We start from the raw sequence: 17451 nt of genomic DNA, 5'->3' as shown, positions 1-17451 counted from the left end.
TTGGCCCCCTGCCCGACCACTCCGGAACGCGAGATTCATGACCGGCACAGACGATGTCCTGCTTGTCCACGGCGGAACCCCGCTGGAGGGCGAGATCCGCGTCCGAGGCGCCAAGAACCTGGTGCCGAAGGCAATGGTCGCCGCGCTGCTCGGCAGCGGGCCCAGTCGGCTGCGCAACGTGCCCGACATCCGCGATGTGCGGGTCGTGCGGGGGCTGCTGCAGCTGCACGGTGTGACGGTCCGACCCGGTGACGAGCCGGGCGAGCTGATCCTGGACCCCACCCATGTCGAGAGCGCCAACGTCGCTGACATCGATGCCCACGCGGGCTCGTCGCGCATCCCGATCCTGTTCTGCGGCCCGCTGCTGCACCGGCTGGGCCACGCCTTCATTCCGGGTCTCGGCGGCTGCGACATCGGCGGACGGCCGATCGACTTCCACTTCGACGTGCTGCGGCAGTTCGGCGCGACGATCGAGAAGCGGGCCGACGGCCAGTACCTGGAAGCCCCGCAGCGGCTGCGCGGCACGAAGATTCGGCTGCCGTACCCGTCGGTGGGCTCCACCGAGCAGGTGCTGCTGACGGCGGTGCTCGCCGAGGGTGTCACCGAGCTGTCCAACGCGGCCGTGGAGCCGGAGATCGAGGACCTCATCTGCGTACTGCAGAAGATGGGCGCGATCATCTCCATGGACACCGACCGGACCATCCGGATCACGGGCGTCGACCGGCTCGACGGGTACACGCACCGGGCGATCCCGGACCGCCTGGAGGCGGCCTCCTGGGCGTCCGCGGCGCTGGCGACCGAGGGCAACATCTACGTACGGGGCGCACAGCAGCGCTCGATGATGACGTTCCTCAACACCTTCCGCCGGGTCGGCGGCGCCTTCGAGATCGACGACGAGGGCATCCGCTTCTGGCACCCGGGCGGCGCGCTGAACGCCATTGCCCTGGAGACGGACGTGCACCCCGGCTTCCAGACCGACTGGCAGCAGCCGCTCGTCGTGGCGCTGACGCAGGCCACGGGGCTGTCCATCGTCCACGAGACGGTGTACGAGTCCCGGCTCGGGTTCACCTCCGCGCTCAACCAGATGGGCGCGCACATCCAGCTCTACCGCGAGTGCCTGGGCGGCTCCGACTGCCGCTTCGGCCAGCGGAACTTCCTGCACTCGGCGGTCGTCTCCGGCCCGACGAAGCTGCAGGGCGCGGATCTGGTCATTCCTGACCTGCGTGGCGGTTTCTCGTACCTGATCGCCGCGCTGGCGGCACAGGGGACGTCGCGGGTGCACGGGATCGATCTGATCAACCGTGGCTACGAGAACTTCATGGAGAAGCTGGAGAAGCTCGGAGCGAAGGTCGAGCTGCCGGGCGGCTCGCTGGTCTGACGGCCGAGGGCCGGAGCGGGGGTTCGGGGGCGCTGCCCCGGGCCCCGTTTTCGATCACCGGAGGAGTCCGGCGGCCGCCGAAGGGCTCAGGGCCGCTTCTGCGGGCGGTACGACGGAGGGCGGTCACCCTGGTCGGGGTGACCGCCCTCCGTCGCGCCTATGGGTCCTACTTGCCCTTGGCGGCTTCCTTGAGCTTCGAGCCCGCGGAGACCTTCACGCTGTAGCCGGCCGGGATGTTGATCGGGTCGCCGGTCTGCGGGTTACGAGCGGTGCGAGCGGCACGGTGGGTGCGCTCGAAGGTCAGGAAGCCGGGGATGGTGACCTTCTCGTCGCCCTTGGCGACGATCTCACCGACGGTCTCGGCGAGCGCGGCCAGCACGGCGTCGGCGTCCTTGCGGGTCACCTCGGCGCGGTCGGCCAGGGCGGCCACCAGCTCACTGCGGTTCATGTTGTTACTCCCGTGTTCTTCTTGCCTGTGAGGCGTGAGATCGAAGCCGATGCTGCCAGGGCCCTCGGACAGTCCCCGAAGCCGGGTCTGTCATTAGACCTCGCGCCTTGTGGGGTCTCCCCTGGACGTAGTCCTTGGGGAAGCATCCTGCCCCCACCTGCGGCGGGAAAGCCAATCCGGCACCCTTCGGAGTCACACGAAAAGCGCCACTGCCTCGTCGTGGTGACGTTCCGTCGACTCCCTGAAGCGGTCCGCAGCGGGTGCGGACTTCTGCGGGGCTCGCTGCCCGCCCACCCTAAAGGGGCGTTTGGGGTGCCGCGACCCGCGACGCGCCGTGGGTCAGGCCGACGTGGGGCCCGTCACAGCGCCCCCGGCGCCCTTCGCGGCGTTCCGGACGGCTCCGGCAACCGCTCCCGCGACCCTCTCGTTGAAGACCGACGGGATGATGTAGTTGGCGTTCAACTCGTCCTCGCCGACGACGTCGGCGAGGGCGCGGGCCGCGGCGAGCATCATCTCCGTGTTGACCGTGCGGGACTGAGCGTCCAGCAGACCGCGGAAGACGCCCGGGAAGACCAGCACGTTGTTGATCTGGTTCGGGAAATCGGAGCGGCCGGTGGCGACAACTGCTGCGGTCTGGCGGGCGATTGCCGGGTCCACCTCGGGGTCCGGGTTCGCGAGCGCGAACACGATCGCGCCGTCCGCCATCGCCGCGACGTCGTCGCCGTCCAGCACGTTCGGGGCGGAGACGCCGATGAAGACGTCGGCGCCCACGACCGCCTGCTTGAGGGTGCCGGTCATCGACTCGGGGTTGGTGTTCTCGGCGATCCAGCGCAGCGGCGAATCGGCGTCGGCGGAGACCAGGTCCTCGCGGCCCGCGTGCACCACACCGTGGATGTCGGCGACGACGGCGTGCTTGACGCCCGCGGCGATGAGCAGCTTCAGGATGGCCGTACCGGCCGCTCCGGCGCCGGACATGACGACCCGTACGTCCCCAATTCCCTTGCCCACCACGCGCAGTGCGTTGGTCAGCGAGGCCAGGACGACGATCGCGGTGCCGTGCTGGTCGTCGTGGAAGACGGGGATGTCGAGGGCCTCACGCAGCCGCGCCTCGATCTCGAAGCAGCGGGGTGCGGAGATGTCCTCCAGGTTGATGCCCGCGAAGCCGGGGGCGATCGCCTTGACGATCTCGACGATCGCGTCGGTGTCCTGGGTGTCCAGGCAGATCGGCCAGGCGTCGATGTCGGCGAAGCGCTTGAAGAGGGCCGCCTTGCCCTCCATGACCGGCATGGCGGCCATCGGGCCGATGTTGCCGAGGCCGAGCACCGCGGAGCCGTCCGTCACGACCGCAACCGTGTTCCGCTTGATCGTCAGGCGTCGGGCGTCCTCGGGGTTCTCGGCGATCGCCATGCAGACCCGCGCCACACCCGGGGTGTAGATCATCGAGAGGTCGTCACGGTTGCGGATGGGGTGCTTGGACGCCATCTCGATCTTGCCGCCGAGGTGCATCAGGAACGTACGGTCGGAGACCTTGCCCAGCACGACACCCTCGATGTCGCGCAGACCTTCGACGATCTCGTCCGCGTGCGAGGTGGAGGAGGCCGCGATGGTGACGTCGATCCGGAGCTTTTCGTGACCGGAGGCGGTCACGTCGAGGCCGGTGACCGAACCGCCGGAGGACTCCACGGCTGTGGTGAGCTGGGAGACTGCTGTGCCGCTCGCGGGCACCTCCAGCCTGACCGTCATCGAGTACGAGACGCTGGGCGCCGTTGCCATGGCCGAGTCCTTCGCTTTCCCTAGCTTCATTGCCACGCGGCCGGGGCGTTCACCTCGGACGCGCTTCCCGATATTCGCACCTACTGCCGGGTAGCCGGTAATGACTGCCGCGTTTCGGAAAGTAGTTTCCACCATACGAGATAGAGAGGGTTGAGCGGAACCCCCAACCGGGGCGACGGACATGCCAGGGCCACAAACAAGAACAGACCCGCGCCACCGGAAGGTGACGCGGGTCTGTCTTTTCAGTTGAGCGGCACCGACCCGCCATGCTCGCCTCGCGGCAAGTGGTCGCTCGTAGCGACGAAGGTTGGGCCCGGGGGCTTGGATCGAGCCGGTGCCGACACCAGGCTAACAAAGACCCCGGAGAAGTGATTCCCCCATCGCGGGTTGACTTCCCCCCGCCGGCCTCCGGCTCAGTCCCTCAGCAGGTCCGGCACACCGTCCTCGTCGGGCAGGTCCCGCTCCCCCGACACCACGGTCAGCTGCTGCGTCGCCCGGGTCAGCGCCACGTACAGCACCCGCAGACCGGCCGGTGACTCGTCCGCGATCTCGGCGGGCGAGACGACCACCGTGGCGTCGTACTCCAGGCCCTTCGCCTCCAGGCTGCCCAGCGCCACCACCCGGTCGCCGAGCTCCGCCAGCCACTTCCGGGCCTGCGCGCGCCGGTTCATCGCGACGACGACACCGACCGTGCCGTCCACCTCGCCGAGGAGCCGCCGCGCCTCCTCCCGTACGGTCCCGGCCGGATCGCCGTCGCGCAGGGCCACGAAGCGGGGCTGCACGCCCGTCGAACGGACCGCGGCCGGGGACTCCATGCCGGGCATCGCGAGCGCCAGCACCTTCGACGCGAGCTCCGCGATCTCCGCCGGGTTGCGGTAGTTGACGGTGAGCGTGAAGTGGCGGCGCGGGCGCTTGCCGAGCGCCTCGTCGCGCGCCTCCGCCGCCTCGTCCGGATCCGACCAGGAGGACTGCGCCGGGTCGCCGACGATCGTCCAGGTGGCCGTCCGTCCGCGGCGGCCGACCATGCGCCACTGCATGGGCGTCAGGTCCTGCGCCTCGTCGACGATGACGTGTGTGTACTCCGTGCGCTCCGCCGCGAGGCGCTCGGCCCGCTCGCGCTGGGTCTCCTCGCGCTGTGGCATCAGCTCCTCCAGACCGGAGAGCTGGTCCAGCGGATCGAACTCGCGCTTCTTCTTCGGCCGGTGCGGGGTGCCGAGCAGCGCGTGCAGCTCGTCGAGGATCGCCACGTCGTGCACGGACAGGGGGCCCTGGCCGGTGCTGTCCAGCCGCTTCAGCGAGCGGGCGAGGCGGCGCACCTCGCCCTGGTTGAGGACCCGGCGCGCCCACCGGCCGAGCCGCTTCTCGTCGGCCATCGCGGCGAGCACCCCGCGCGGGGTGAGCTCGGGCCACCAGGCGTTCAGGAACTCCAGGAACGGTGTCTCGGTGGAGACGTCCTCGTCGAAGGAGGTGCGCAGTTCCGCGGCGAGTTCCGGGTCGGTGTAGCGACCCCGGCCGGAGGACTTGTTCCACAGGGCGTCCAGGAGCAGCTTGCGGGCACGCGGGCGCAGCAGGTTGACCGGGGCGGTGCCGCCGAGGACGGACTGCCGGATGCGGTGCAGCTCGTCGGCGTTCAGCTCCACGCGGGCGCCGAAGGCGACGACGCGCAGCCGGGTGGGGGTGGTGAGGGGCGCGGCAGCCCCGTCCCCGGACTCGTCGGGTTCGCCGAACGACAGCTGGCCGTCCTGCTCGTTCCGCGGCGCGCCCGGGGTCCGCGGCTGTTCCAGCGCCCCGCGGGCCGCCTTGCGCAGCACCTGGAGCATCCGGGAGGAGCCCTTGATCCGCGCGACGGCCGGTTCGTCGTACGTGGTGGCGCCCTCGACACCCGCCGCCTCGTCGGAGAGCGAGCCGACCGCACGGATCGCGACCTGCCCCTCCTCTCCCAGCGAGGGCAGCACCCCTTCGGTGTACGCGACGAGGAGAGGGGTCGGCGAGACGACGAGGATGCCGCCCGTGTACCGCCGCCGGTCCTGGTAGAGGAGGTACGCGGCGCGGTGCAGGGCCACGGCGGTCTTGCCGGTGCCGGGGCCGCCGGAGACCTCGGTGACGGAGGCGGCGGGCGCCCGGATCACCAGGTCCTGCTCGGCCTGGATGGAGGAGACGATGTCCCGCATGGTGTGGCTGCGGGCCTGGCCGAGCGCCGCCATCAGCGCGCCGTCGCCGATCACGGGCAGCTTGTCGCCGTCCTTGTACGCGGTCAGCTCCGGGCGCATCAGGTCGTCCTCGACCCCGAGGACCTTGCGGCCCTTGGAGCGGATGACCCGGCGGCGTACCACCCGGCCCGGGTCCTTCGGCGTCGACCGGTAGAACGGCGCGGAGGCCGGTGCCCGCCAGTCGATGACCAGCGGTGCGTAGTCGGAGTCGAGGACCCCGATCCGGCCGATGTGGAGCGTCTCCGCGATGTCGGCGGTGCTGTCGTCGCGTACGGCGTCGTCGGCCGGTTCGACGGAGGTGTACGCGCCGTCCGGGCCGCGCTCACCGTCCTTGCCGAGCAGCAGATCGATCCTCCCGAACAGGAAGTCCTCGAACTCGCTGTTCAGCCGGTTGAGGTGGATCCCGGCCCGGAACACCTGGGCGTCGCGCTCGGCGAGCGCGCCCGGGGTCCCGACCTGGCCGCGCTTGACGGCATCGTTCATGAGAAATTCCGCCTCGTGGATCTTCTCCTTGAGGCGGTGATAAACACGGTCGAGATGTTCCTGCTCGACACCGATTTCCCGGTCCCGCAACGAATCGACAGCGGCATCCTGCGCGGCCACCGAGGCCCCCTTCTGACGTGCATTGGGCAGCCGTCAACCCTATGCGAAGGGGGCCCGCCGCGCATCTGCAGCGGGCCCGGATCATGCGCGTCGCAGGTATCGATTGCGCGTCGGACCCCCATGGCGGGTGCGTCCACGGCCCGATTTCCTGCTGCCACCCCTATGCGTCGATGTCCACCAGTCGCTTGCCGTCGAAGGTCCGCACCTCGAAATGGTCGATGTCGGCGCGGTCCATCGCCGCGCCGCCGTGGACGTACAGCGGGTACTTCGCGGACGGGTGCGTGGAGTCATTGATGCCGTAGCCCCATTTCGGGACGGACCAGGAGGTGACGACCTCCTCCTCGCCGGTCTTGGACACGGCGATCAGGCTGCACTTCTCCGGGCCCCTGACGTTCTTGAGCTCCAGCACCGCGTGCGTGCCCCAGGCCTTCTTCTCCATGCCGACGGTGGCGGCGACCTTGGTGGTGGGGTCGGTCGCCTGCACCTTCTCCTGCATGTGGTGGAAGAACGCGTCCTCGGCGGGGCTGGTGGGGTGCGGGTCGGCCGCCTGGGTCGTGCCGCTGTCGCCGCCGGTGGCCATGACCGCGACGACCGGACCGCCGATGATCAGCGCCGCTGCCGCCGCCGCCAGATACAGGCCACGTCGCTTGCGGCGGGCCCGTTTGGCCGCGACCTCGTCGACCAGCCGGTCGAGCAACCGGGGTGCGGGCGGCTCCGGGACGTACGGGACGGGTCGGGCGCCCGGCACGGTGGCGGGGGCCTCGGCGAGCATCGCGAGCATGGGTTCCATCCCGGCGAACTCGTCGAGATGGGCGGCGCAGAGCGCGCAGCCGGCCAGATGCGCTTCGAAGGCGGACGCTTCGGCGTCGTCCAGGATGCCCAGGACGTACGCACCGGCGGCGTCGTGCTCCGGCCCTTCCACCGCCGCGCCAGAACCGGAACCGCCGCGTCCGCCGAAACCGCCGAAGTCATCGAGACCGCCGAAGCTGCCCGGACCGCCGGGGAACACGGGGCGGCCACGCGGACCTGTGGGGCCGGTGGGGCTGGAGGGACCGGTCGGCCGGGGCCCGAAAGGCTCCCACTCGTGGTCGCTCATGCCGTGATCCCCCTCTCTTCGAGTGCGAGCTTCATCGAGCGCAGTGCGTAGAAGACCCGGGACCGCACCGTGCCGCTGGGTATGCCGAGCACCTCGGCGGCCTCATTGACCGTGCGTCCCTTGAAGTAGGTCTCGACCAATGCTTCCCGATGGGCAGGGGTCAAATCGTCGAGCGCATCCGAGAGAGTCATCAGCCACAACGCCTTGTCAATCTCGTCCTCCGCGGGAATGACCTCCAGCGGCGACGGATCGACCTCGTGCGGCCGGGCCTGCCGACTGCGGTGGCCGTCGATGACGATGCGCCGGGCGACCGTCACCAGCCAGGGGCGGACCGAGCCGGTCGCCCGGTTGAGCTGACCGGCGTTCTTCCAGGCACGGATGAGCGTTTCCTGCACCACGTCCTCGGCACGCTGACGGTCGCCGGCGACGAGGCGGAGCACGTACGCGAGCAACGGTCCGGCGTGTTCGCGGTAGAGCGCCCGCATCAGCTCCTCGTCCGGAACGGCGGAGGGTGACGCGGGCGGTTCACTGCGATGTCGAGCCCTGTGCGGACGGTCATCGGCCACGGCCGCATCCTTGCGCACCCGAACCTCCCGGTCGAGACTCTGTAGAGCTCCTTGGCCATCGAATACGGAGGCGGGCCGCGATCCATTCAATGCCGTTCGACATTTGTTGCGTGGACACGACGTACCTGTGCACGACGGTTCACGCGGACACATCCGCCGGGGCCGCGAGCGCCGCCACCCGCCGCCGGTGCCGGGCCACCCGCTCCCGGTTCCCGCACACCTCGCTGGAGCACCAGCGACGGCGCCTCCCCCGTGACGTGTCGAGGTAGAGCCGTCGGCAGTTGTCGCCCTCGCAGCGGCGGAGCCCGGCCCGGGCCTCCGGGTCGGTCAGGAGTTCCACGACGTCGCGGGCGATGGCGGCCAGCAGCGCCCCGCACTCGGGCTCGGCACTGAATGTCCGCACCAGTACACCGTTCCCGGCGCGCACGGCCCGCAGTCCCGGCGGCGGCGCGGCGGCGAGTTCGTTGACCCGCTCCAGCGCGCCGTCGGCGCCGCGGCCGCCGAGCTCTGCGGTCAGCAGCCGGTCGACACCCGTCCGCAGCAGGCGGAAATTCAGCAGCCAGGTCTCGTCGACGGCGTCGAGACGTGTGCCCTTCGGTACGAGTCCGGCAGCCACCAGCCAGTCGGCGAGCCGGTCGGTCCCGTCGAGCAGTTCACAGGCGCCGGAGGTTCCGATCCCCGTCGCCACCAGGTCCAGGCAGAGCCGCCCGGAGTCGAACCGCCAGTCGCACGAGCCTGTGCCCGCCGCCATGCGCATGTCACCGCCTCGGGGTCGCCGGTGGGAGCCACCACCAGAGTGCCCCTCGGCGGCCCGGCCCGTAACCCCTCCCGCCGCTCGGGCCGCCGCCGAACTCCCCGCGTACGGTGAGGCCATGAGCGACGATCTCCGCGCGGCCGCCTTCTCGGCCGGACCCCTGCTGCTGCGGCCCTGGCGCCAGGACGACATGCCGGCGCTGGTCGAGGCGTACCGCGATCCGACGATGCGCAACCGGCTGGGGCATTTCGTGACGGACGAGGCGGACGCGGGACGCTGGCTGCGGGTGCAGGCCGAGGGCCGGGAGACCGGCACCCGGTTCAGCTTCGCCGTCGTCGACACGGAGGGGGGCGACGAACTGGTCGGCAATGTGGTGTTGAAGTACCCGCACCCCGGATCCGGTTCGGCCGAGGTCGGCTACTGGACGGCGGTGTGGGCGCGCGGGCGCGGGATCGCCCCGCAGGCGGTCGAAGCGCTCACCGGCTGGGCGTTCACCGCCTTCGCCGAGGACGGCCTTCGACGGCTCGAACTGATCCACCAGGAGGACAACAAGGCCTCGTGCCGGGTCGCGGTCAAGTGCGGATACGCCTTCGCGGAGATCCTCCCGGCCCGCGCGCCGTGGCCGCTCGACGGGCATCTGCACGTCCGGCACGCGGCGTAGGCCGGGGCGCGCAGGGCCGGAGCACGCTGGGTCGGAGCACGCAGGGCCGACAAACTCAGCCTGCCGGCGGGCCGTCGTGCAAAATTCGCTGGAACAGCCGGTGGTCCCGCCACTCGCCGTTGATGTGCAGATAGCGCGGAGCCGTGCCGAACGCCTCGAAGCCGCACTTGGTGAGCACCCGCTGGGATGCCACATTGTCGAGCACCGTCCCGGCCTCCACCCGGTGCAGCCGCAGCTCGTCCCTGGCCACGGTGCAGATCCGCTGCACGGCGGCGGTGGCCAGACCGCGTCCGGCGTACGTGACATCGACCCAGTAGCCGAGCACGGCGCTGCAGAACGGCCCGAGCACGATGTTGGAGAGCGTGAAATCGCCGATCGCACGGTCCTCGGCATCGGCGATCACCCAGGGCATCACCCGCCCCGCCTCACGGTCCGCCAGTCTCCCGGCCAGGCGCTCCCGCTGCCCCTGCTCGGTGTAGAAGGTGTCGGGCCGTACGGGTTCCCAGGGCTGCATGTACGTACGGCTGCGGGTCAGTGAATCGGCGAGCGAGGCGGCGTCGCCTGGGGTGGCGGGACGGAGTCGTACCTCCGCATCGAGCCGGTGAGTGTCATGGATCATCCCCGCACGGTAGCCCGGCGCGATTCCGGCCTGCTCGCCCGGCCCGCGCCGGTGGATCCTCGCCGCGCTCGCGGTGCACGCCGTTGCCTTCCTGCTCACCTCGGGGGTGGCCACCCCCCTCGCCAACGTCCTTGTGGACGCGGGAAATCCGGCGCGGATCGCCGATCCCGCCGCCGTGCGGGAACGGTTCGAGGACGCGTGGGTCGCCTGGAACGCCGTACGGGCCGTCCTGTGCACCGGCGCGCTCGCCCTGCTGCTGTTCGCCTTCTTCCTGACGGCCCGTCGGCGTCCTCAGGAGTCCGCGTACTTGGCGTCCGCCGCCGGGTCCAGCGCCAGCCGGTAGCCGCGTTTGACGACCGTCTGAATCAGCCGCGGCACACCGAGTGCCGTACGCAGCCGGGCCATCGCCGTCTCCACGGCGTGCTCGTCCGTACCACTTCCGGGCAGGGCGCGCAGCAGGTCCGCGCGGGCCACCACCCAGCCGGGCCTGCGGGCCAGGGTGTGCAGCAGGGCCATTCCGGCGGGCGGCACCGGGCGCAGTTCGTCGTCGACGAGGACGGCGTGACCGCGGATCTCGACCCGGTGGCCGGCGATCGGCAACGTGCGTGCTCCACCGGGCAGTTCACGGCAGAGCAGCTGAACGAGCGGGCCCAGCCGGAAGCGTTCGGGCTGGATGGTTTCGATGCCGCGGGCCTGCAGAGGCAGTGCGGTGACCGGGCCGACGCAGGCCGAGACGACTTCGCCCTGCAGGGCGCTCAGGATCTCCGGGAGCAGCCCGCGCTTCTCGGCCCGGCTCAGGAACGAGGCGGCAGCGGGGGCGCTGGTGAAGGTGAGGGCGTCCAGGCCGCGGGCGGCGGTGATGTCGAGCAGCCGGTCGAGCGGGGTGAGGTCCTCGGGTTCCATCCAGCGGTAGACGGGTACGCCGACGACTTCGGCGCCGCCCGCCCGGAGCGACTCGACAAAGCCGGGCAGCGGTTCGCCGTGCAACTGCAGGGCAATGCGGCGGCCCTCGACGCCCTCGTCGAGGAGCCGGTCCAGGACTTCGGCCATGGACTCGGACCCGGGCGACCAGGCCTCGGTGAGCCCGGCGGCCCGGACGGCGCCCTTGACCTTCGGGCCACGGGCCAGCAGTTCGACGCCGCGCAGCCGGTCCAGCAGCTGGTCGCCGATGCCCCAGCCGTCGGCGGCCTCGATCCAGCCCCGGAAGCCGATCGCCGTGGTGGCGACGACGACGTCGGGGACGTGGTCGATGAGTTCCTTGGTGGCGGCAAGGAGTTCGCTGTCGTCGGCGAGCGGCACGATCCGCAGGGCGGGCGCGTGCAGGACGGTGGCTCCCCGTCGCTCCAACAGGGTGCCCAGTTCCTCCGCCCGCCGTGCGGCGGTCACCCCGACCGTGAACCCCGCGAGGGGCCCGTGCTGTTCGTCGTCGCGCATGTGGTCTACCCGGCTCTCGTCCCGCTGCTGCTCCATGATGCGGAGAACCGAGCTTGCCAACGATGCGTGACAGGCTCGGTTCCCCCATATTTCCCGCCCGTTACGTCACACGACGCCGAACGGTCACGATCACACCTCCGCGTAGCTGAGCTGCGGCTTCGCGGGGACTGCGGCGGCGCGGCGAAGGTATACCGCCCACGTGACCGTGAAGCACAGCCCGTAGAAGACGAGGAAGGACCAGAAGGCCGCCGTACCTGTGCCCGCGGTCTGGAAGGACTGCCGGAACGCGAGGTTGATGGCGAGTCCGCCGAGCGCGCCGACCGCCCCGATGAGCCCCATGGCGGCTCCGGAGAGCCGTCGCCCGTAGGCGGCGGCCTCCTCGCCGCGCAGCCCCTGGGCGATCGCCTTGGCGTGGAAGATGCCGGGGATCATCTTGTACGTCGATCCGTTGCCCAGCCCGGTGAGGACGAACAGGGCGATGAACCCGACGAGGAACACGGTGAGCGACGCGATGCCGGAGGCGTACACGACGACGCCGGTCGCGGCGGCCATCGCGGCGAAGTTCCACAGGGTGATCCGGGCGCCGCCGTACCGGTCGGCGAGCCACCCTCCCGCGGGCCGGATCAGCGAGCCGAGGAGCGGCCCGATGAAGGTGAGCGAGGCGGCCTGCAGCGGGGTCCGGCCGAACTGGGTCTGCAGGACGAGTCCGAAGGCGAAGCTGTAGCCGATGAAGGAGCCGAAGGTGCCGATGTAGAGCATCGACATGATCCAGGTGTGCGGGTCGCGGACGGCGCCCTTGGCCGCCCCGGTGTCGTTCTGCACGGGGGTCAGGTTGTCCATGAAGGACGCGGCGCACAGGGCGGCGACGACGATCAGCGGGACGTACACGGCGAGCACGATCCGCGGGTGGGTGGCGCCGGCGGTGCCGATCACCAGCAGCCCGACGAGCTGCACGACGGGGACGCCGATGTTGCCGCCGCCCGCGTTGAGCCCGAGCGCCCAGCCCTTCTTGCGGAGCGGGAAGAACGCGTTGATGTTCGTCATGGAGGAGGCGAAGTTCCCGCCGCCGATGCCGGCGAGCGCGGCCACCACGAGGAAGGTGGTGTACGAGGTCCCGGGCTTCATCGCGACGAACGCGGCGACGGTCGGCACCAGAAGGGTCAGGGCGCTGAACACCGTCCAGTTCCGCCCCCCGAACCTGGCGACGGCGAACGTGTACGGGACCCGGACCACGGCCCCGACCAGGGTCGCCGTCGAGATCAGGAAGAACTTCCCGGCCGGGTCGACCCCGTACTCCGGCCCCATGAACAGGACCATCACCGACCACAGGCTCCAGATCGAGAACCCGATGTGCTCGGAGAGCACGGAGAACCACAGATTCCGGCGGGCGATCCGCTCGCCCTTCTCCTGCCAGAAGATCTCGTCCTCCGGCTCCCACTGCTCGATCCACCTGCCGGCCATCACGCCTCCACGGTTCACGTTCCACGGGTGTCGGGTCGTCGGACTCGACGCTAGGGAGCGTGCGTTTCGGTGCGGTGCCGCGAGGTGACCGGTGGGCAACCTTGCTCTCACCGGACCGGCGGCGGCCCGGTGAGGACGGGGACGGTCATCGCGGGGCCGGTGCGTTCCTCGGCCTCCTGGACGCACCCGTCGGCCACAGCCGGGGGCTGCGCCTCGCAGCGACGTCCTCGACCCAGCCGACCGCGAGGATCATCAGCGCCACCAGCGGCCAGACCAGGACCAGCATCAGTTCCGCGTACGAGGAGCTGATGTACGTACCGAGGTGGTCACCGACCCAGGGGACGGTCCACAACTGGTCGATGAGCGGCGAGGTCGCCATGATCAGCAGGTTGTGCCAGAGGTAGATCGTCACCGCGCGGTTGTTGGCGAGGGTGATCACGCTGTCCAGGCGGGCCAGCCTGCCGGGAAGCTGCTGCCAGGACGGTGCGTACTGGAGCAGGATCGCGCAGAAGCCGAGCGACCAGGTCGCCTGGGCCAGCGGGATCTCGTCGAGATTCCAGCCCTCCTCCGTCAGATGCGCCGAGGCCCACCACAGTCCGAACGCCATCACGAACGCGGCGAGCGAGACCGTCAGATAGCGCGGGATCTTCTTCAGCAGCCCGTCGTGATGGGCGAAGCCGAGAATCCAGCAGGAGCCGAACACCGCGAAGTCGACGAGCCCCTCGCCGGTCTCCCCGGGGACGGTGACCAGTCCGGTGCCGAACACGGCGGTGAGGCCGAGCGGGGCGAGCAGCGTCGGCCAGGGCATCCTGCGGAAGGCCTTCAGCAGCAGCGGCGAGGCGAGCACGAACCAGAGGTAGGCCCGGATGTACCAGAGCGGGCCGACGGCCTGGTCCGCCCAGGACACCTCCAGGAAGCCGCCCGCCGATCCGCTCTCCCAGGGATACGGCGGGGCGCCGACCGGAAGGAGGTAGCAGCCCAGCTTGATGAACCACCAGATGCCCTCCTCCTTCAGGGGCTTCCAGCCGAGGGCGAACATGACCGGGACGACGACCGCGGCGAACGCCCACATCGGGGGCAGCAGACGGCGGAGCCGGGCGCGGACGACAGCCGGGGCGGGGCGGTCCAGCGAGCGTGCCATCAGCGAACCCGCGAGGGCGAACATGACGCCCATGGAGGGGAACACGACCGTCAGCCAGGCCCAGCCGAAGATGTGGAAGACGACGACACGGACGAGGGCGACGGCGCGCAGCAGGTCGAGATAGCGGTCGCGGCCCGGCCTCTTCGGGGCGGGCGGGGCGGCGGTCTCCGACGACGGTGCGGCGGACTGTCCCGGCACAGGTGTCGGGACCGGGTGGGGCGGGGGGACCGCCGGGGTGTAGCTGCTCGTCATGCGACGGGCCTCCGATCGTTGACACGCCTGCCCTGGCTCACGATCGCGCCGGGTGCCTCCACCACTCCGGTACGGCGCAGCTTCTGCCAGCGCAGTCGGCCGCCGGTGAGTGCGGTGATCCAGGACTGGAGCAGCACCACGTACATGAGCTGCCGGTAGAGGATCTGCTGGAGGGGCAGCGAGATGAGATGCGTCATGCGCTCCCGGTCGAGCCGGAAGGCGTACGCGGCGCAGACGGCCTGCACCGCGAGGACGCCGAGCCAGGCGACGACGGTCTTCTGGGTGGGGCCGAAGACCAACCCGTACAGCAGGAAGACGTCGATGAGGGGCGCGAGCAGCGGGGCGACGACCATGAACAGGGCGACGAACGGCAGGCCGACACGCCCGAAGCGGCCGGACGGTCCGCGTTCGATGACGGCACGGCGGTGCTTCCAGATCGCCTGCATGGTGCCGTACGACCACCGGTACCGCTGCGACCACAGCTGCTGCACGGTCTCCGGCGCCTCGGTCCAGGCGCGGGCGTCTTCCGCGTAGACCACCCGCCAGCCGTCGCGGTGCAGCGCCATCGTGACGTCGGTGTCCTCGGCGAGGGTGTCCTCGCTCATGCCGCCGATCCGGTCCAGCGCATCACGGCGGAAGGCGCCGACCGCGCCGGGGATGGTCGGCATGCAGCGCAGCATGTCGTACATCCGGCGATCGAGGTTGAAGCCCATCACGTACTCGATGTGCTGCCAGGCGCCGATCAACGAGTCGCGGTTGCCGACCTTGGCGTTCCCGGCGACGGCGCCCACCTCCGGGTCGGCGAACGGCTGGACGAGTTCGCGGACGGTGGCGGGTTCGAAGACCGTGTCGCCGTCCATCATCACGACGATGTCGTGACGGGCGTGTGCGATGCCGTTGTTGAGGGCGGCGGGCTTTCCGGCGTTGCGCTGGCGGATGACGCGGACGTTCGGCAGCCGCAGCGCCTCGACGATGTCCGCCGTGCCGTCCGTGGAGCCGTCGTCGATGACGGTGATCTCGATGGGGTGGTCGCTCGCCACCAGGGAGCGCACGGTGTTGGCGATGCACTCGCGTTCGTTGTAGGCGGGCACCAGCACCGAGACGGGGCGGGTGAAAGCGGGTCCCCGGCCGAAGTCCCGCCCTCGGACCTTCCGGGCGTGCAGGAAGGACAGCAGCAGCATCAGGCCGAAGCGGGCGAGGACGAGCACCCCGATGACGACGAGCCCGGCCACCAGCACGTCGGTGAGGTTCTCCGAGAGGCCGACGGCGTACACGAACGCTTTGCCCTTCCACAGCGCGAACCCGGTCACGGGGGTGTGCGCGCTGGAGGCGCCGAGAGCGGTGGTGAGGTTGGTGAACGTGTAGCCCTGCTGCTGCATCCGCGGGAGGAACTCGCCGAGCGCGGCCACGGTCTGGGACCGGTCGCCGCCGGAGTCGTGCATCAGGATGACGGCGCCCTTGCCGCCCTTGGGCGTGGCCCGTTCGATGATCGCGGGGACGCCGGGGCGTTTCCAGTCCTCGCTGTCGGTGTTGTTGACGACGGTGAGATAGCCGCGGGTGCCGATGTACTGGGTGACCGGCCAGGACTTGTTGTCCATCGCGTCGGCGAACGACGAGTACGGCGGCCGGAACAGGGATGTACGGATACCCGCCGCACCCGCCAGCACCATCTGGTTCTGGGACAGCTCCCAGTCGATACGGGAGTGGGACTGGTAGGAGAGATCGGGGTGGTTGAAGGTGTGCAGCCCGACCTCGTGCCCCTCCTCGACCATGCGGCGGACGAGTCCGGGGTAGCGCGATGCCATCGTTCCGGTGACGAAGAAGACGCCGTGCGCGTTGTACTTCTTCAGCTCGTCGAGGACCCGCGGGGTCCATACCGGGTCGGGGCCGTCGTCGAAGGTCAGCACGATCCGGTGATCGGGGACGCTCAGCGACTTGGCGGGCCCGGTGGCGCTCCGGGCATCGATGACCGGACCGCCGTCAAGAATCTTGTCGGGCACGCGGTCCGTCGCCGCCGGGGCCTGAATGCGGTGGTCGGCGAGGATTTCGCTGTGCACGTAACCGCGCAGCATCAGCATGGCGAGCAGGGCAACGAGGAACACGGACGGCAGCAGATAGCGCATGGGAAGCCTGCGCCGCCGGTTCCGCTTCTGTCGGTTGTGCCTGCCCCGCGAGGCGGGGGTGGTCATTTAGTGAGTGCCTTCTTGCTCTTGCGCGGGCGGATCCGGGGACTCGACGGGCGGGGTGGGCGTCTGCGTGGGACCGGGATCGACGGGCGGCGTCGTGGTGGCGGCGGGCGACTCGGGGGCCGACGTCGCCGGGGCGGGCTTCGTGCCGCCGCCGGTGGTGTCACCCGTGTGGGTGGCGCCGGTGGTGGGCTTCGACGGGGCCTTGCCGGAGGCGGACGCGGACGGGGCACCGGATCCGGCGCTGCCCGAAGGCTTCGCGCGGACGTCGGCCGCCGGAGCCGCCGCCGTGGCGCCCGGTGCCGCACCCACCGGCACGACCGTGTCCGCGCTGCCCGACGGAGTGGGTGGCGTCTGGACCTCGTCCGCCTTCTTGTGCTGTTTCTGGCCGGAGAGCGGCAGCCACGGCGCAGTGGAATTACCGCCGAGCAGGGCGACGACCAGCGTCACCGCGTAACAGGCGCAGACCGCGGCAAGGACCCAGCCCAGACGCCTGAACGTCTTGCTGCGCCGGCCGCTCTCGTCGACGAAGACCGGACCGTCGGAGCCCTCGGGGGCTCCCGGTTCGGCCGAGAGCTCGGAGAGCTGACGTCCGAGACCGTCGAGCTGGACGGTGACGTCGTTCCACTCGTGCGTGTGCCCGGACCGGGCACCTTCACGCCAATTTTCCACAGGTGTAGGCACATCCCCCACTCAGAAAACGGGTGCGCACGTTTGAGCCGGTCACGTACCGGCGGACCGGGCCCCCACCCAGTCCGCGCGCCCCTCAGCACCTTGCACCCGGAGGATGAATGTAGCGCACAAAGCTGACGAAAATAGCCCTGAACGAGTGATGCTCAAGGTGCGGGATACACCGGCTTCACACGGCC

15 protein-coding genes are annotated in these 17451 nt (G+C 70.5%); 3 read left to right on the top strand and 12 right to left on the bottom strand.

The window, feature by feature from the left end:
• The first annotated feature begins 37 nt into the window (after positions 1–37).
• Positions 38–1378: a UDP-N-acetylglucosamine 1-carboxyvinyltransferase gene (gene murA, locus OG972_RS25365; protein WP_037692423.1), complete on the top strand. Its 1341-nt coding sequence runs from the start codon at positions 38–40 to the stop codon at positions 1376–1378.
• 166 nt (positions 1379–1544) lie between these two features.
• Here murA and OG972_RS25360 read toward each other — a convergent pair whose 3' ends face one another.
• The 6 genes from OG972_RS25360 to OG972_RS25335 form a co-directional block, all read right to left on the bottom strand.
• Entirely contained in the window at positions 1545–1826 is a 282-nt protein-coding gene (locus OG972_RS25360) for an HU family DNA-binding protein (protein WP_003968811.1), read from the bottom strand.
• 339 nt (positions 1827–2165) lie between these two features.
• Complete coding sequence (locus OG972_RS25355; RefSeq protein ID WP_266985088.1) at positions 2166–3599, bottom strand: NAD-dependent malic enzyme; 1434 nt, start codon at positions 3597–3599, stop codon at positions 2166–2168.
• A 413-nt stretch (positions 3600–4012) separates the two neighbouring features.
• On the bottom strand, positions 4013–6412 hold the full coding sequence (locus tag OG972_RS25350; protein ID WP_266985086.1) for a UvrD-helicase domain-containing protein: 2400 nt from the start codon (positions 6410–6412) through the stop codon (positions 4013–4015).
• 160 nt (positions 6413–6572) lie between these two features.
• Entirely contained in the window at positions 6573–7508 is a 936-nt protein-coding gene (locus tag OG972_RS25345) for an anti-sigma factor (RefSeq protein ID WP_266985084.1), read from the bottom strand.
• A complete protein-coding gene (locus OG972_RS25340) occupies positions 7505–8092 on the bottom strand; it encodes a sigma-70 family RNA polymerase sigma factor (protein ID WP_266985082.1) in 588 nt (195 codons plus the stop codon). Before OG972_RS25340 ends, OG972_RS25345 begins: the two co-directional genes overlap by 4 nt.
• Before the next feature lie 121 nt (positions 8093–8213).
• A complete protein-coding gene (locus tag OG972_RS25335) occupies positions 8214–8825 on the bottom strand; it encodes an ABATE domain-containing protein (protein ID WP_266985080.1) in 612 nt (203 codons plus the stop codon).
• Positions 8826–8946: 121 nt separating this feature from the next.
• Here OG972_RS25335 and OG972_RS25330 point away from each other — a divergent pair, with 121 nt between their 5' ends.
• Positions 8947–9489 (top strand): GNAT family N-acetyltransferase, encoded by a 543-nt coding sequence (locus tag OG972_RS25330; RefSeq protein WP_266985078.1) that lies wholly within the window; start codon positions 8947–8949, stop codon positions 9487–9489.
• A 55-nt stretch (positions 9490–9544) separates the two neighbouring features.
• Here the strand turns inward: OG972_RS25330 and OG972_RS25325 are convergent, their stop codons facing one another.
• Positions 9545–10108: a GNAT family N-acetyltransferase gene (locus OG972_RS25325; RefSeq protein ID WP_266985076.1), complete on the bottom strand. Its 564-nt coding sequence runs from the start codon at positions 10106–10108 to the stop codon at positions 9545–9547.
• A 22-nt stretch (positions 10109–10130) separates the two neighbouring features.
• On the opposite strand from OG972_RS25325, the gene OG972_RS25320 reads away from it, so the two are divergent.
• Positions 10131–10451 carry an anthrone oxygenase family protein gene (locus OG972_RS25320; protein ID WP_266990708.1) on the top strand — a complete coding sequence of 107 codons (321 nt, stop codon included), beginning with the start codon at positions 10131–10133 and terminating at the stop codon, positions 10449–10451.
• On the opposite strand, the gene OG972_RS25315 is transcribed toward OG972_RS25320, so the two are convergent.
• The 5 genes from OG972_RS25315 to OG972_RS25295 form a co-directional block, all read right to left on the bottom strand.
• Positions 10400–11542 (bottom strand): uroporphyrinogen-III synthase, encoded by a 1143-nt coding sequence (locus tag OG972_RS25315; RefSeq protein ID WP_266990706.1) that lies wholly within the window; start codon positions 11540–11542, stop codon positions 10400–10402. The two genes, OG972_RS25320 and OG972_RS25315, sit on opposite strands and share 52 nt — an antisense overlap.
• 129 nt (positions 11543–11671) lie before the next feature.
• Positions 11672–13003, bottom strand: coding sequence for a NarK/NasA family nitrate transporter (locus OG972_RS25310; protein WP_266985074.1), 1332 nt, complete (start codon positions 13001–13003; stop codon positions 11672–11674).
• 145 nt (positions 13004–13148) lie between these two features.
• Complete coding sequence (locus OG972_RS25305; RefSeq protein ID WP_266985072.1) at positions 13149–14396, bottom strand: acyltransferase; 1248 nt, start codon at positions 14394–14396, stop codon at positions 13149–13151.
• Complete coding sequence (locus OG972_RS25300) at positions 14393–16585, bottom strand: bifunctional polysaccharide deacetylase/glycosyltransferase family 2 protein (RefSeq protein WP_266985070.1); 2193 nt, start codon at positions 16583–16585, stop codon at positions 14393–14395. Before OG972_RS25300 ends, OG972_RS25305 begins: the two co-directional genes overlap by 4 nt.
• Positions 16586–17254 carry a hypothetical protein gene (locus OG972_RS25295; RefSeq protein ID WP_266985068.1) on the bottom strand — a complete coding sequence of 223 codons (669 nt, stop codon included), beginning with the start codon at positions 17252–17254 and terminating at the stop codon, positions 16586–16588.
• Positions 17255–17451 lie beyond the last annotated feature (197 nt).

The organism is Streptomyces sp. NBC_01669, from assembly GCF_026339735.1.
GTDB classification, from domain to species: domain Bacteria; phylum Actinomycetota; class Actinomycetes; order Streptomycetales; family Streptomycetaceae; genus Streptomyces; species Streptomyces yanii.
This window is presented reverse-complemented; position numbering and strand designations above follow the sequence as displayed.

Excerpts from the sequence above, each read along its gene's own strand:
- OG972_RS25355 (WP_266985088.1), bottom strand. The coding sequence starts at position 3,599 with ATGGCAACGGCGCCCAGCGTCTCGTACTCGATGACGGTCAGGCTGGAG.
- OG972_RS25335 (WP_266985080.1), bottom strand. The coding sequence starts at position 8,825 with ATGGCGGCGGGCACAGGCTCGTGCGACTGGCGGTTCGACTCCGGGCGG.
- OG972_RS25300 (WP_266985070.1), bottom strand. The coding sequence starts at position 16,585 with ATGACCACCCCCGCCTCGCGGGGCAGGCACAACCGACAGAAGCGGAAC.
- OG972_RS25330 (WP_266985078.1), top strand. The coding sequence starts at position 8,947 with ATGAGCGACGATCTCCGCGCGGCCGCCTTCTCGGCCGGACCCCTGCTG.
- OG972_RS25305 (WP_266985072.1), bottom strand. The coding sequence starts at position 14,396 with ATGACGAGCAGCTACACCCCGGCGGTCCCCCCGCCCCACCCGGTCCCG.
- OG972_RS25360 (WP_003968811.1), bottom strand. The coding sequence starts at position 1,826 with ATGAACCGCAGTGAGCTGGTGGCCGCCCTGGCCGACCGCGCCGAGGTG.
- murA (WP_037692423.1), top strand. The coding sequence starts at position 38 with ATGACCGGCACAGACGATGTCCTGCTTGTCCACGGCGGAACCCCGCTG.
- OG972_RS25325 (WP_266985076.1), bottom strand. The coding sequence starts at position 10,108 with ATGATCCATGACACTCACCGGCTCGATGCGGAGGTACGACTCCGTCCC.
- OG972_RS25345 (WP_266985084.1), bottom strand. The coding sequence starts at position 7,508 with ATGAGCGACCACGAGTGGGAGCCTTTCGGGCCCCGGCCGACCGGTCCC.
- OG972_RS25315 (WP_266990706.1), bottom strand. The coding sequence starts at position 11,542 with ATGCGCGACGACGAACAGCACGGGCCCCTCGCGGGGTTCACGGTCGGG.
- OG972_RS25310 (WP_266985074.1), bottom strand. The coding sequence starts at position 13,003 with ATGGCCGGCAGGTGGATCGAGCAGTGGGAGCCGGAGGACGAGATCTTC.